Raw genomic sequence first — 14506 nt, forward strand, 5'->3', positions numbered from 1 at the left:
ACTGAATATATTCTCGTGGCAGTCATCGACAGGACAAAATTTATGGCCACTATTAAAGACGTTGCTCGCCTTGCTGGTGTTTCAACAACCACTGTGTCTCACGTGATTAACAAAACACGCTTTGTTGCCGAAGCGACACAAGAAAAAGTGATGGAAGCGGTAACCGAGCTTAATTATGCACCGAGTGCAGTTGCTCGTAGTCTTAAGTGCAACACTACTCGTACAATCGGTATGTTAGTGACGCAATCGACGAACCTATTTTTCTCAGAAGTTATCGACGGCGTAGAAAGCTACTGTTACCGCCAAGGTTACACCTTGATTCTGTGTAATACAGGCGGCATCTATGAAAAACAACGCGACTACATTCGCATGCTGGCTGAAAAGCGCGTAGATGGCATCTTAGTGATGTGTTCAGACCTGACCGAAGAGCTGAGCGAAATGCTTGATCGCCACAAAGATATTCCAAAAGTAGTTATGGATTGGGGCCCAGAAAGTTCTCAAGCAGATAAGATCATCGATAACTCAGAAGAAGGCGGCTACTTAGCAACCAAATACCTAATTGAACGTGGTCACACTGACATCGCTTGTTTAAGTGGTCACTTCGAAAAAGCAGCATGTGTTGAGCGTATTAGTGGCTTTAAGCGTGCCATGGCCGAAGCGGAACTACCGGTAAATGAAGATTGGATTCTTGAAGGTAACTTCGAATGTGATACAGCGGTATTGGCGGCAGATAAAATTGTTGCAATGGATAAAAAGCCAACAGCCGTGTTCTGTTTTAATGACACCATGGCACTTGGTTTAATGAGCCGTCTACAACAGAAAGGCATTCAAATACCTCAAGATATCTCAGTAATCGGCTACGATAATATTGAACTGGCCGAGTACTTCTCTCCGCCACTTACAACGGTTCACCAACCCAAACGTCGTGTTGGTAAGAATGCCTTTGAAATTCTTCTTGAGCGAATTAAAGACAAAGAGCACGAAAAACGCGTGTTTGAGATGCACCCAGAGATTGTTGAGCGTAATACCGTTCGTAATCTAAATAAATAACCTTAAGTCAGACGCTTAGCTAGTAGCCGTACTATTGGCTAAGCGTATATCTCTCCTCTATTTATTGAACCAATGTCACATTTATCCTATACAAACGTGATGTTCTGCGCAGAATTTATTTATTCTTAAAGTGTTCGATTAATGCCACGAACAGGGCAAACCATTCCGAAAGGATGGGACGCAAAGCCTCCGGCCTTAAACAATTTATTGTCTGGTAGCGGGGTTGCCGATGGCGAATATGCAAACTGTCATACCGCTTTTACTTGCACTCGTATGACACCTTACTGACAATGTCTCTGCATAATTTTGCTAATCTCTCGGACCTGCATTGGTGGCGTATACTTATACACCGAGAAAACACAGCATGGATAAACCAATACTAAAAGACTCAATGCGTTTATTTGAGCAGCTAGGACATATCAAGTCTCGCTCAATGTTTGGTGGCTTTGGCATTTTTGCTGATGACACTATGTTCGCACTTGTCGTCAACGATAAGCTTCACGTACGCGCGGACGCGGCTCTCGCTAAACAGTTTAAATCTCAAGGGCTAGAACCTTACGTATACAAAAAACGCGGCTTTCCCGTAGTGACGAAGTATTTTGCGCTTTGTGATGACTGGGCAGCAGACGCAGGTAAAACGTTAAAGATTGCGACTGTCGCTTTAAAAGCAGCAAACCAAGAGAAGCAAACCCAATCGCAAGCGAAGCCGAACCGTTTGAAGGATCTGCCGAACTTAAGGTTAGCGACTGAGCGTATGCTCAAGAAAGCAGGTATAGACACGGTTGAAAACCTAGAAGAAGTGGGTGCCGTACACGCTTTTAAGGCTATACAGTCCACACACTCTGCCGATGTCAACATCGAACTTCTCTGGGCTTTAGAAGGCGCAATTAAAGGCACACACTGGTCGGTAATCCCACAAAGCCGACGTCAGGAGCTGTTAACGCAAGTCAGCTAATCCAATACAATATATGTAGAAGAAGTCAGCCTTAGTGCTGACTTTTTTTATTGCTTTTTATCTGCAGTTTGAAATTTGTCGCTTGCTTTCCCTGTCTTGTCTAGTAACACTAATATTTGATATCCATGAAATTAAATGGAGCTGCTCAACATGAATAAAAAGATCATCCTAGGAATTGTTTTCGTCGCTTTGATTGTTTTGCTTGGCGTTAATTTTGGCCAGTATCTCACGCTAGAAAACGCTAAAGCCCAACAAGCAGAGCTTGCAGCATTTATCGCTGACAACTTTACTATTGCAGCTGCTAGCTATTTTATCGCCTATGTTGCCATCACCGCTTTCTCTATTCCTGGCGCTGCGGTCGTGACTCTTTTGGGTGCTGCCCTTTTCGGTTTCTGGACGAGCTTACTGCTAGTTTCTTTCGCTAGCACCATAGGTGCAACACTCGCATTTTTGAGCAGCCGATACTTGTTGCGTGATTGGGTACAAAGCAAATTTGGTGAAAAGCTCAATGCCATCAACCAAGGCGTTGAAAAAGATGGCGCATTTTATCTGTTCTCACTGAGATTAATTCCAGTGTTCCCATTCTTCCTCATCAACTTGTTAATGGGTTTAACACCTATCGCGACGGCTCGATTCTATTTGGTGAGTCAACTCGGTATGTTGCCTGGAACAGCCGTTTACTTAAATGCCGGGACACAACTGGCTCAAATTGACAGCTTGTCGGGTATCGTCTCTCCAACCGTTTTAGCCTCTTTTGCACTTCTCGGCTTATTCCCGGTGATTGCTAAATGGGTCATGGCGAAAATTAAGAGCTCCCCTTCAACATCAAATGGAAATGCTTAATGAGGATATATTCTGCATCGACACCTACTGAAGCTCACATTGTTTGTGAGCTTCTTAAGTCTCAACAGATTGAGTGTGAAGTTCGTGGTGAAGGCGTGTTTGGGCTCCAAGGTGAAATACCTTTTGGCGAGAGCAGCGAACCTTATGTCTGGCTACTCGACCCAGATCAAGCCAAGCACGCCAATACGGTTATCGAGCAGTTTAACAATGCGGATGTTGGCAGTAATTGGCGTTGCAACCAATGTGGGGAAATGAACGAGCCTCAATTTGGCGCATGTTGGCAATGCGGACAAGCAGCACCTTAACCGATTTTAGGCGCTTCAATTTGCTGCTGAATAAATGAAATCGAATGGTGATTGAACTCTTCTGGGCGCTCAACGTTACATACATGGCCGCAATCGGCAATCTCAAGTAACTTGCTCTTGCGATGTGCAGCAACCATCTCTTTGACAGGCTGAATAAACATATAGTCTTTCTCCCCCATCAAATAGAGCGTTGGGATAGGCAGTTCTCTATCCTTAAAATACTTCATCAGTGGATTAACTTCCGAAGTGAGAATAAACCAACGCTTAAACTCTTTCTGGCAAAGCTTCTTGGCTTCGCGGATAAATAAGTGCCTTGATTCCCTCTGAGTACGCTGCGGCATCACAATATAAGCAAAAAGGCTGTATAACCACATGTAAGGGATGACGTGTTTGCACATGCCACCTAGCCTAACCAATATCTGCGAACGGACGTTAAATCGCGTTACAGCGCCACCTAGCACCATAGACTTGACTCTATCTGTTGCAAGTTCCGCTAGGTTTCGAACAATTATCGTGCCGAGAGACATACCAACAAAGTGGGCCGAACGTATCTTTAAGTGGTCGAGCACCTTAAGAATGTCCATTGTCACCGCCTGAAACGTATAGCGGTTTGCCATCAACTCTTTGATCAATTGATTCGACTTACCGTGACCACGAAGATCGATAAGCAATAGATTAAAGTGCTGTTTATACGCTTTGATTTGCTTAAACCAAATTGAGGAACTTCCCCCTGCTCCATGCACAAAGACTACCCATTCATCACTTGTAGGATGGGTAAAGGTTTTGTGGAATAGCAAGGTATCACTCATATCGAAAAGGGTTTACTCAGCAATAAAATTGGTTACGGAGAGTACCATAAACATAGGGGGATTTACGTCAATTTACCTCAATTCTTAATTATTCTTTTATTAAAAGTGTAAGTAACCATCAAAAAAGGCGCCCTAAGGACGCCCAGTTTCATATTAATTTTTGCTCAACGCACTGTCATACAAGGATAGGTATTGATCCGCCGATTTGTTCCAACAGAAATTCTGCTCCATTGCATACAGTTGAACGCGTTTGACTTCGTTAGGTTGCTGCGCGTGTAGCAGTAAAGAACGCTGCAACACATTAAGCAAAGCACTTGGTTTTGGTTCATCAAATACAAATCCCGTTGCATTTTCAGGCTCAGCATCATAGTCATTGACACTGTCGCGCAAACCACCAACACCGCGAACGATAGGTAGCGTTCCGTAAGCCATGCTGTAGATTTGATTCAAACCACAAGGCTCAAACTCAGATGGCATAACAAAGAAGTCCGATCCGGCTTCAACCAAATGCGCTAACTCATTGTCATACGCCTCAACAAAAACAAACTTGTCGCTATGCAGCGCTGCAATCTCTTTTAGCTGAGACGCTAGAACAGGGTCACCTGTGCCGACAATCACCACCTGAACCTGATACTTAAGAAAATCACTTAAGATCGGCAATAGATAGTGCACACCTTTTTGGTGTGTCAGGCGACAAACCATGCCATAGACTGCGACCTCTTGAGTTTCTAGTCCCACCCTTTGCTGTAACTCTCGCTTACACGCTTTTTTACCCCTAACCATACTTTGGCGAGTCGCCTTGTAGTTCACAGGTAAGTAAGCATCACTTTGAGGGTTCCAAGCGCTGTAGTCGCACCCGTTAAGTATGCCGACTAAATCGTCTGAGCGCTGTTGAAACTCTGCCGCCATGCCATGGCTACCAAGTTCTGTTTTTAGCTCTTCAGCGTAAGTTGGACTGACAGCATTAATCTTATCCGCATTCATCACCCCCGCTCTTAGCATAGTAATGTGCGTCGCACTGACTGCCGCATCCGGCGCATAACGCGTATGCATCTCAGGCAGAGACTGCAGTTCATCGTAACTAAATACCCCCTTAAACACCGCGTTGTGTACCGACAATACACTCTTGGTATGAGTGAAAAAGTCGTGTGAATGATAACGGTGTTTAAGCAGGTATGGGACAAATCCAGTATGCCAGTCGTTGGCATGGATAATATCTGCTTTGAATCCGAGCTTAGGTAACATATCTAGACTAGCGGCACTAAAAAACGCAAAACGTTCACCGTTATCGGCATACGCTTGATTGTTTTCCGCATACATCTCTGGCCTGTCGAAATACTTCGGACAATCGATGGCATACACAGGCACGCCAACGATCTCTAGCTGTTTAACGCGATATTCAGTATGAGGCCAATGCTCTAACTGAGTTTCAAGCACCACTTGGGCTTGATCAATACCCGCCAACTTTTGGTAAGCAGGTAAAGTAATACGAACATCTTGCTGTAGTGCGAGTAGTGCTTCAGGCAGTGCCTTGGCAACATCTGCCAAGCCACCGCTCTTGATTAACCCTTCAACTTCCGATGCTACAAATAGAATAGATAAATTCTTAGTAGCCAACTCTTGCTCCTTTAGGAATAACAACGATGCCATCTTCCGAAACGTGGAAGTGCTTTTTATCTTCCGATAGGTTTACACCAATCTGGGTGCCTGGTGCAATATCGACATCTTTATCGATGATTACACGGCGTAGTACACAACCATCACCGACCTTAACATCACCAAGTAGAATACACTCACTGATATCACAAGCAGAAGCAATATTACTGCGGAAGCCTAATACTGACTTCTCAATACGTGAACCACGAACATAGCTGCCATTACAAACCAAGCTATCAATGATCTGTACGCGGCCATTGACGGAGTCTGTAAATGTCGCAGGTGGCAGAGGTGGGTAGAATGTATGCAGAGGCCATTTACGGTTATAAAGCGAGAATGGCGCATCTTTCTCAAGCAGATCCATGTGTGCTTGCCAGTACGCTCCAATGGTACCGACGTCACGCCAATAAACTTCCTCTTTCTCACCAGTAATTCGGTTAGTGCTGAAGTCGTAAACAAACACATCACCACGTGGGAACATCTTTGGAATAATGTCTTTACCGAAGTCATGAGAAGAGTCTGGGTTGTCGGCATCTTCAATCAGTTCTGAAAACAGTGGTTGAGCTTCAAAGACATAGTTGCCCATCGAGACAAGCGCGTGTTCAGGATCTCCTGGAATCGATTTAGGATTCGCTGGTTTTTCTTCAAAACCAATCATACGTCCGTCTGCATCGACCTCAATAACGCCAAATTCTGAAGCTTCATTCAAAGGCATACGCAAAGCGGATACGGTTAATGACGCTTCTTTCTCTTTGTGGAAATCAAGCATCTGTTTGATATCCATTTTGTAGATATGGTCTGAACCGAAGATACAGACCTGTTCTGGCTCGGCTAATTCCATGAAACGTAGGTTTTGGTAGATAGCATCCGCCGTACCTTCATACCAACGCTTACCAGTGCGCATTTGGGCTGGAATTGGGTCAATAAAACGGTCAGTAATACCACTGATGTTCCAGCCTTTCTTCAGGTGGTGGAATAGCGATTGGGATTTAAATTGAGTTAGAACGTAAACGCGCATCAAATCGGCATTTACAAAGTTGTTTAGAGCGAAGTCTATAAGACGGTAACTGCCGCCAAAAGGAACCGAGGGTTTACTACGAGATTCTGTAAGAGGACGAAGGCGTGACCCTTCTCCACCAGCAAGGATCATTCCCAAAACACCAGCCATTTATATTTCTCCATTTTATTTATTGTTGTGATAAGCCCGATTTTAGGGGGCGGACTTATCAATATTCTCTATAGGTATGCCATTCCTATTTGGCATACCATGCAGCAAGAGTCACTCTGCCAACGCCTTTTGTGACGGTAGTTAAACGCCATTGTGCCTTGTGCAAAAGGTTTATTATAACTTATCGTATTTCGGCAAGATTACAATTTAAAATATGCTGTACTATCGAGCTCACACTTATTACTTTTTCGCCCCCTGCGATAGCTCACAGAATCCCATAGCCAAGACACATCTCGATAACATAACATCTACATTAATGTGACCTCGCTCGCAAAGAGGTACGATGACTTACCATAGCAATAAGTAGAGAGTTGAGAACTAACTGCTAAGCAGCATTCGATTCTTCATGGATATAGATTGCATCCTTGGCTTCTGATTTAGCAATGTATAAGGAACTGTCAGCTAACGCTAAAGCTTGTTGCATGGTGACATTTGGCTTTATCAACGTCCCTCCCACAGAAAGCTCAGTGATGGAAAGGTAATGGTTTGAATCACTAGCCTGAGCTTGCTCAATATACTGTTTGATACGACAAGCTATCTGTAACAAAATCTTGTTACTATCAGTTCGGACAAGGAGCAAAAACTCCCCCTCCTCCCATCTTGCCGCTACATCATATTCGCGAATCGCTTTAGTCAAACATGACGCGATAGCTTTTAGTGCACTCTGATGCTTTTCACTATCGAACTCCTCATCATTTCGAGGCGACAGTCCAGCATCAATCCATATGAGGCCAAATTGATGCTGTTCGCGTGAAGAACGTGCAAGCTCTGAACGCAGTTCACGCTCCAATCCTCTGCGATTGTGTAGCCCCGTTACAAAGTCGAATATGGCAAGCTTATCGATTTGCTCTGTACGCGAAGTTACTAACTCCTCCAACCCTGTTCTCGCAGCAGTGAGTTCATGCTCGATCAAATCAACTGCCTCATCAAGGCTTTGATTCCCTGACTTAAACCTAGTGAGCTTTCCAAGTCGTTTGCTCACGCGTTCTACAGGTAAAATCCAATGCTTAACCAAATAAAAATAACTCAGCAGAGCACACAGAAATACCAAGCTCATCAATGGTAAATAAAGGCTTGTCGCAACCCAACTAGGAACCATGGCGTCAATACTAACAAAGGTCAGCTCGTACCACCCCAAAGCTTCAATATAATGAATCGCGACTACGGCTTTTCCTGACTCTTGCTGAACCATCAAAATTTCGGCTTCTTCACCAGACTTCTGACGCTGCATTAGCGTTTCTATCGCGGAGTATTCATCAGAGTTAGGAACATAGTCACTCAACGTGGGCTTGGTATTTTCACTGTCTCTTAGAGGGTAATGAAATTTGTGGGAATCGACTGAAAACTGGACTCTTCGCCCTTCGTCGACAAACAATGTTTTTAATGCGTGAGAGTGATGTTCATCGAAACGTTCAAACAGCAGATTAGTGTCGATTCCCGTTCCAACAACACCGAGGAAGCGACCACCGTCGACAATACTGTGATTGATCCAAACTCGCGTTAGATTTAAATGCGCATCTCTAGCGATATTAACGCTAAAGTCTACACTGCTATCTCTCTGCTCAAAATACCAATTGTCTTGGACTGAGGCAGGGTCGAGATAATAGCGAAGAAAGGTTTGCTCCCGTACGCTTTGTACATCGTTGTAGTGATAGGCCAAATTTTCATCAAGCACGATGAAGAAGTTTTTTGATTTTAATTGCCAACGGTATCGGTCCAGGGTTTCCTCAGCGACAGCGCGGTATACGTCATCATTGCTGTTCATTCCCCATGAGGTCACATTCGGGTGTTCCGCCAGCTCACTGATGAGATTCACTTCTTTAATAATTGGCGCGAGCAATGTTTCAGCATCATGGTGTGCAGAGATCTGTGCGTATTTCCACAGCAGTTCCTTAACGATACCGTCAACAACTTGTTTGGAGATGCTATGTGCAGCAAATAGAAAGATAGCACTGACACAGGCTAAAAAAGTCAGCAGCTTGAGTCTCTGTTTCATGATGTCCTTCCGTGGGTCATCTAAATCAATAGAAGCTACTTACTATATTGTCAAAAATGCAATTGAGAATCTTTACATTCACACCGCCAATATGTAAATAATTTTATATACCTCTCATCAAAATGAAAACCGATGATCATTCGGCTCATAAAAAAAGCAGCCTAGTTAAGGCTGCTTTTTATCCAAGTGAAGGAGTTACTTTTTCTTGGCTGGCTTTTTACGCTTATCGGTAATTTCCCATTTACCATCCACGTAGAGTGCCGTGTAACCCGAAGGCTTGCCATCCACCTCTGAGCGGACGTAGTTCTCTTTCGACTTACGGCTAAAGCGTACCACCATAGGCAAACCATCAGGGTCTTGCTGAGGGGCGTCAGTCAAATAGTGGAACTTAGGTGAAATACGGTCCTTGAAGCGCACAAGTTCTTCAACCAAAGGTGCACGAGTTTCACGCGATTTCGGGAATGTGCTTGCTGCTAAGAACAGACCAGAAGCACCATCACGAAGAACGAAGTAAGCATCCGAGTTTTCACATGGTAGCTCTGGCAAATGCACAGGATCTTCTTTTGGCGGAGCAACTTCGCCGTTTTTCAGGATCTTACGAGTGTTCTTACACTCTTCACTCGTACAGTCCATATACTTACCGAAACGGCCGTTCTTAAGCACCATGTCACTGCCACACTTGTCACATTCGACAACTGGGCCATCGTAACCTTTAACTTTGTACTCACCATGTTCAACAATGTAACCTTCACAGTTCGGGTTATTACCACAAACATGAAGTTTACGTTTGTCATCGATTAAGTACGCATCCATCGCCGTTTCACAGATTGGACAGCGCTTTTTCGCACGCAGTGCAGCCGTCTCAACATCCTCTTCAAGAACGTTGATAACACCATCTTCATCGCCTAGGTTTATGGTCGTCTTACAACGCTCCTTAGGAGGCAATGCGTAACCTGAACAACCTAGGAAAACACCTGTAGAAGCAGTACGGATGCCCATCTCACGAGAACAGGTCGGACACTCTATATCGGTGTAGACGATATGGTTTGGCTTCATGCCGCCCAGTTCTTCGTCTTGTTCCGCTTTCTCTAAATCACCAGTAAAATCTTTAAAGAAGTCATCTAGCACACCTTTCCAGTTAGCATCGCCTTCTGCAATTTGGTCTAGCTTTTCTTCCATACGAGATGTGAACTCGTAGTTCATTAACTCATCGAAGCTACCGTCTAGACGGTCAGTGACAATTTCACCCATCTTCTCAGCATAGAAACGACGCTGTTCGACTTTCACATAACCACGATCTTGGATGGTTGAAATGATTGACGCATATGTTGAAGGGCGACCAATACCACGTTTTTCAAGCTCTTTTACTAAAGCAGCTTCTGTAAAGCGCGCTGGCGGCTTTGTGAAGTGCTGCTTAGGATCAAGAGTAACAAGCTCAATCGCATCACCCACTTGCACTGCAGGTAGAATCTGGTCTTCGTTTTTACCCAATGGACGTTGAACACGAGTCCAACCGTCAAACTTAAGGATACGACCTTTCGCTTTTAGCGTGTACTCAGCCGCTTTCACGCTCACAGTAGTCGAGTCGTATTTTGCCGGTGTCATCTGACACGCCACAAACTGATTCCAAATCAACGAGTACAGTTTGTGCGCATCGGCTTCCATACCATTGAGGTCGTCTGCTTTCACAGATACATCAGATGGACGGATCGCTTCGTGAGCCTCTTGAGCGCCCTCTTTGCTACCGTAAACAATTGCTTTGCTAGGCAGGTAAGCGTCGCCAAATTCAGTCGCGATAAAACCACGGGCAGCTTCTACCGCTTCAGAACTCAAGTTAGTCGAGTCGGTACGCATATAGGTGATGTAACCCGCTTCATAGAGACGCTGAGCCAACATCATGGTTTTCTTAACGCCGTAACCTAAACGAGTACTCGCTGCCTGCTGCAGTGTCGAGGTAATGTAAGGTGCTGAAGGTTTGCTTGAAGTCGGGCGATCTTCGCGCTTACAAACTTCATAACGTGCTTTCTCAAGCACAGCCATCGCCGCTTTAGTTTCAGCTTCATTGACGGGCTTAAACGCAACGCCTTCTTTCTGCGCCACCTGCAAACGGAAGTCAGTTTTATCTTGAGTCTTAGTATCTGCGTGGATATCCCAGAACTCTTCTGGAATAAACGCTTTGATTTCACGCTCACGCTCTACCAGCAACTTCACCGCTACAGACTGTACACGACCAGCAGATAGACCACGTGCAACTTTTTTCCATAGCAGTGGTGACACCATAAAGCCAACCACGCGGTCCATAAAACGGCGCGCTTGCTGTGCGTTAACACCATCCATACTTAGCTCGCCCGGTTTCTCGAACGCCTGCTGGATAGCATTTTTGGTAATCTCGTTGAATACAACGCGTTTGTATCGCTCTTCATCGCCACCGATGATCTCACGAAGGTGCCAAGCGATAGCCTCTCCCTCGCGATCCAAATCGGTTGCGAGATAAACGCTGTCTGCGTCTTTCGCAAGCTTTTGCAGCTCTGCCACGACTTTCTCTTTGCCTGGCAGAACCTGATAGTTCGCTTCCCAACCATGGTATGGGTCGATACCCATTTTCTTGATCAGTGACTTGCGATCTTTTTCTTTTTTGATTCGTGCTTTTTCTTCAGCACTTAAGCCCTTGGTTGATACCGCAGCAGCTTTCTGACCAGTGCTTTGGCCAGCAGTCGGTAGATCACGTACGTGACCTACACTGGACTTTACAATGAAGTCCTTACCTAAATACTTATTGATGGTCTTCGCTTTGGCTGGCGACTCCACAATAACCAGTGACTTACCCATAATTGACTCAAGTGTCCTTTATCGAGTGCGACCAATATCGCACGACATACTTAATACTTTGCTTCTTTTTTTACTATTGAGCGAGATTACAAGAAGATCAATATCTTTTTTAAATTTCTATCTTGACTGCTCGACAATTCAGCGATGTTTCTACTTCTGATAATTAATTGTGGCATGCTGAACACTTCGTGCTTCTTGCCGAGTCAGAAAACGCCACATACTAAACGGCACAATATCTTTGACGCCAATGAAAGATGATGTTTTTTGCCACCAGTCACAAAACCCACCCACTCACGCCTGCGTTAGATTTTGCACGATTGATCTAACGCAATTGAAATTACGTGCGAACTGCCTACAATTCCACTCATCGCTTCTTTTATATAGAAGATAAATTTAAGAAAGGTACTTCCATGAGTGACAAAAAGGCCATCTCTCAGTTCGAATTATTAATGATCGCCAACCAAATCATCCAAGACCACGAAGATTATCTCGAAGGCATGCGCGCAGAAAGCGTCGAAGAGAAAGACGATGTGTTGGTGTTTAAAGGAAACTACTTTCTCGATGATAACGGCTTACCAACAGCAAAAACGACAGCCGTGTTTAATATGTTTAAGTATCTAGCACACCATTTGTCGAAAGAGTTTACGTTGGCGCAGTAGCGAGAAGCGAGAAAAAGCAAAGGGTTGACACTATGTGTCAACCCTTTTCATTTCAAGCCATTACTCCGTCATCCCCGAGAGGGAGGTACGACCGAGTTGGGGATCTCTGAAAATGAGTCAGAATCCTTTAGAGATTCCCTACTCACTCCTTCGTCGCTCTATGGAATGACGATTTGTCGCGTCCGAGATCGCCTCTCGAAGCAAAGCGTTCTGTAGGGCGAAGCCCGTTCTAGATTCCCGCGGGCGCAGCCCGATCTCGAAGCGCAGCGCCCTCTACGAACTCAAGCCTTCCAGCTTATCGAAGTAGTCAGGGAACGTCTTTGAGGTACACTTAGGATCGTTAATGGTCACAGGCGTGTCGCTTAACGCAACAAGTGAAAAACACATTGCCATGCGGTGATCGTCATAAGTGTCAATTGCAGCGTGGGTAAGTTTGGCTGGCGGCGTGACAATAATGTAATCCTCACCCTCTTCAACTTCTGCACCGACTTTACGTAGTTCGGTCGCCATTGCTGCTAATCGATCTGTCTCTTTAACACGCCAGTTGTATACGTTGCGAATCGCCGTAGTACCTTCTGCAAACAGTGCGGTAGTGGCAATCGTCATCGCTGCATCTGGGATGTGGTTAAAGTCCATATCAACCGCTTTAAGCTCACCGACGCGAGAGATAACGTAGTCGTCACCCCATTCGATTTGTGCACCCATTTTCTCTAGTGCATCAGCAAATTGAATATCACCTTGGATACTCTTTTTACCAATGCCGGTCACTTTAATTTCGCCACCTTTTATCGCTGCTGCCGCTAAGAAGTAAGACGCTGAAGAAGCATCGCCTTCAACTAGGAAATCTCCTGGCGCAACATACGATTGGCCTTTACGAACCACGAACTCTTGGTAGTCATTGTTTTCTACTTCTACACCAAACTGAGACATGATATGCAGCGTGATATCAATGTATGGTTTCGAAACCAGTTCACCGATAATCTTAATCGTCACATCATCTTGCGCGAGTGGCGCTGACATTAGAAACGCCGTTAAAAACTGACTTGAGATAGAACCGTCGATTTCAACAGTACCGCCTTTGAGGCCTGTACCTAAAATCTTGAGTGGTGGGTAATCTTCGTTTTCAAGGTATTCAACCTCAGCACCTGCTTGACGCAGCGCATTGACTAGGTGACCAATTGGGCGCTCTTTCATGCGCGGTTCACCCGTCAGAACATATTCACCACCACCTAAACATAAAGCGGCAGCAAGTGGACGCATCGCAGTGCCTGCGTTACCCAAAAAGAGCTCTAACGCCTGTGGCGCATCAAATGGCTTTCCTAGGCCTTCAACTTCACATACTGTTTTATCTTCAGACAGTGAATAAGACACACCAAGTTGAGTCAGTGCATTCAGCATATGACGGATGTCGTCACTGTCGAGTAAGTTAGTAAGTCGAGTTTTCCCACTTGCTAGTGCTGCAAGAAGTAAAGCTCGGTTAGAAACACTTTTTGAACCAGGTAAGTTGACCGCACCATTGACTTTGTTGATAGGTTGTAACGTAAGGCTTTCCATTAAAATTGATATTCCTTGCTCACCCCGCCTTCCTAAGCGGGACGATGAAAAATTCTTCGTACTTGCAGCCTATCTAAATTCCCTGTGTAAAACCAGACCCAAATCACGAATAGCGCTGAATAATTATCTCACCCAACCGCTGCTAACAAACCCTATCAATACTCCTTATCGACACGAACCCCATCATCGAAATAGAGAATACGAACTTTGTCTCCTCGCTCAAATAACATGGTGTTATCGACATCTTGGATTACGTCAATCAGCTTACCCTTATCTGTTTCAATCAGTATTTCTACCAATTTATACTCCACTGAATACTCTTGATTGGCTTGGCTTCGCGCGATACCAGCTCCTGCAACGGCTCCAACTGCTGTTGCCACTTCTTTGCCGCTACCACCGCCAAACTGGTTGCCAACTAACCCACCCACAACGGCACCTAACAGCGTTTCCCACCCCGAACCTTTCGATTTAATAATATCTTGCTGAGTGATGTATCTCACTGTCTCTACCTGACCAAACACCACTTCGTTGACTGGGCGAGCCGTATTTCTTTGGTAGGCTGCATTGGCAATCAAGGGAAAAACCAATATGATCCAAAATAACTTCTTCATTTTCTTTCCTC

General features: G+C 44.9%; 12 protein-coding genes and 1 riboswitch. Of the genes, 5 read left to right on the forward strand and 7 right to left on the reverse strand.

Translation table 11 applies throughout. The annotated features are described in order from the left end of the window. Positions 1-42 precede the first annotated feature (42 nt). From purR to AC5O63_RS13010, 4 genes are all read left to right on the forward strand, one after another. Complete coding sequence (gene purR, locus AC5O63_RS12995; protein ID WP_004744336.1) at positions 43-1050, forward strand: HTH-type transcriptional repressor PurR; 1008 nt, start codon at positions 43-45, stop codon at positions 1048-1050. 144 nt (positions 1051-1194) lie between these two features. After that, positions 1195-1281, forward strand: a riboswitch (cyclic di-GMP riboswitch). A 133-nt stretch (positions 1282-1414) separates the two neighbouring features. Continuing rightward, positions 1415-2005: a TfoX/Sxy family DNA transformation protein gene (locus AC5O63_RS13000; RefSeq protein ID WP_494505275.1), complete on the forward strand. Its 591-nt coding sequence runs from the start codon at positions 1415-1417 to the stop codon at positions 2003-2005. Between the two features lie 150 nt (positions 2006-2155). Further along, positions 2156-2848, forward strand: coding sequence for a TVP38/TMEM64 family protein (locus AC5O63_RS13005; RefSeq protein ID WP_171322628.1), 693 nt, complete (start codon positions 2156-2158; stop codon positions 2846-2848). Beyond that, positions 2848-3153 carry a putative signal transducing protein gene (locus AC5O63_RS13010; protein WP_494505276.1) on the forward strand — a complete coding sequence of 102 codons (306 nt, stop codon included), beginning with the start codon at positions 2848-2850 and terminating at the stop codon, positions 3151-3153. The genes AC5O63_RS13005 and AC5O63_RS13010 overlap by 1 nt, the downstream gene beginning before the upstream one ends. Here AC5O63_RS13010 and AC5O63_RS13015 read toward each other — a convergent pair. From AC5O63_RS13015 to topA, 5 genes are all read right to left on the reverse strand, one after another. After that, positions 3150-3962, reverse strand: coding sequence for an alpha/beta fold hydrolase (locus AC5O63_RS13015; RefSeq protein ID WP_004744340.1), 813 nt, complete (start codon positions 3960-3962; stop codon positions 3150-3152). The genes AC5O63_RS13010 and AC5O63_RS13015 overlap by 4 nt on opposite strands. A gap of 153 nt (positions 3963-4115) precedes the next feature. Next, positions 4116-5579 carry a glycogen synthase GlgA gene (gene glgA / locus AC5O63_RS13020; protein WP_494505277.1) on the reverse strand — a complete coding sequence of 488 codons (1464 nt, stop codon included), beginning with the start codon at positions 5577-5579 and terminating at the stop codon, positions 4116-4118. After that, complete coding sequence (gene glgC / locus AC5O63_RS13025; protein ID WP_494505278.1) at positions 5569-6786, reverse strand: glucose-1-phosphate adenylyltransferase; 1218 nt, start codon at positions 6784-6786, stop codon at positions 5569-5571. Before glgC ends, glgA begins: the two co-directional genes overlap by 11 nt. A 385-nt stretch (positions 6787-7171) precedes the next feature. Continuing rightward, positions 7172-8842, reverse strand: a complete 1671-nt coding sequence (locus AC5O63_RS13030) for a GGDEF domain-containing protein (protein WP_494505279.1) — start codon at positions 8840-8842, stop codon at positions 7172-7174. Positions 8843-9037: 195 nt separating this feature from the next. Beyond that, the gene (gene topA, locus AC5O63_RS13035; protein WP_171322620.1) at positions 9038-11671 is read right to left on the reverse strand and encodes a type I DNA topoisomerase; all 2634 of its coding nucleotides are present in this window, start codon (positions 11669-11671) and stop codon (positions 9038-9040) included. Positions 11672-12081: 410 nt separating this feature from the next. Here topA and AC5O63_RS13040 point away from each other — a divergent pair, with 410 nt between their 5' ends. Further along, positions 12082-12330: a YciN family protein gene (locus AC5O63_RS13040; RefSeq protein ID WP_494505280.1), complete on the forward strand. Its 249-nt coding sequence runs from the start codon at positions 12082-12084 to the stop codon at positions 12328-12330. 273 nt (positions 12331-12603) lie between these two features. On the opposite strand, the gene aroA is transcribed toward AC5O63_RS13040, so the two are convergent. Continuing rightward, positions 12604-13884: a 3-phosphoshikimate 1-carboxyvinyltransferase gene (gene aroA / locus AC5O63_RS13045; RefSeq protein ID WP_494505281.1), complete on the reverse strand. Its 1281-nt coding sequence runs from the start codon at positions 13882-13884 to the stop codon at positions 12604-12606. A 155-nt stretch (positions 13885-14039) separates the two neighbouring features. Then, positions 14040-14495 carry an outer membrane lipoprotein gene (locus AC5O63_RS13050; protein ID WP_494505282.1) on the reverse strand — a complete coding sequence of 152 codons (456 nt, stop codon included), beginning with the start codon at positions 14493-14495 and terminating at the stop codon, positions 14040-14042. Positions 14496-14506: the final 11 nt, after the last annotated feature.

Source organism: Vibrio sp. SCP2 (genome assembly GCF_059295395.1).

Coding starts and splice junctions, on each gene's coding strand:
- AC5O63_RS13050 (WP_494505282.1), bottom strand. CDS start 14,495: ATGAAGAAGTTATTTTGGATCATATTGGTTTTTCCCTTGATTGCCAAT.
- purR (WP_004744336.1), top strand. CDS start 43: ATGGCCACTATTAAAGACGTTGCTCGCCTTGCTGGTGTTTCAACAACC.
- AC5O63_RS13015 (WP_004744340.1), bottom strand. CDS start 3,962: ATGAGTGATACCTTGCTATTCCACAAAACCTTTACCCATCCTACAAGT.
- topA (WP_171322620.1), bottom strand. CDS start 11,671: ATGGGTAAGTCACTGGTTATTGTGGAGTCGCCAGCCAAAGCGAAGACC.
- AC5O63_RS13030 (WP_494505279.1), bottom strand. CDS start 8,842: ATGAAACAGAGACTCAAGCTGCTGACTTTTTTAGCCTGTGTCAGTGCT.
- aroA (WP_494505281.1), bottom strand. CDS start 13,884: ATGGAAAGCCTTACGTTACAACCTATCAACAAAGTCAATGGTGCGGTC.
- AC5O63_RS13010 (WP_494505276.1), top strand. CDS start 2,848: ATGAGGATATATTCTGCATCGACACCTACTGAAGCTCACATTGTTTGT.
- AC5O63_RS13000 (WP_494505275.1), top strand. CDS start 1,415: ATGGATAAACCAATACTAAAAGACTCAATGCGTTTATTTGAGCAGCTA.
- AC5O63_RS13005 (WP_171322628.1), top strand. CDS start 2,156: ATGAATAAAAAGATCATCCTAGGAATTGTTTTCGTCGCTTTGATTGTT.
- glgC (WP_494505278.1), bottom strand. CDS start 6,786: ATGGCTGGTGTTTTGGGAATGATCCTTGCTGGTGGAGAAGGGTCACGC.
- AC5O63_RS13040 (WP_494505280.1), top strand. CDS start 12,082: ATGAGTGACAAAAAGGCCATCTCTCAGTTCGAATTATTAATGATCGCC.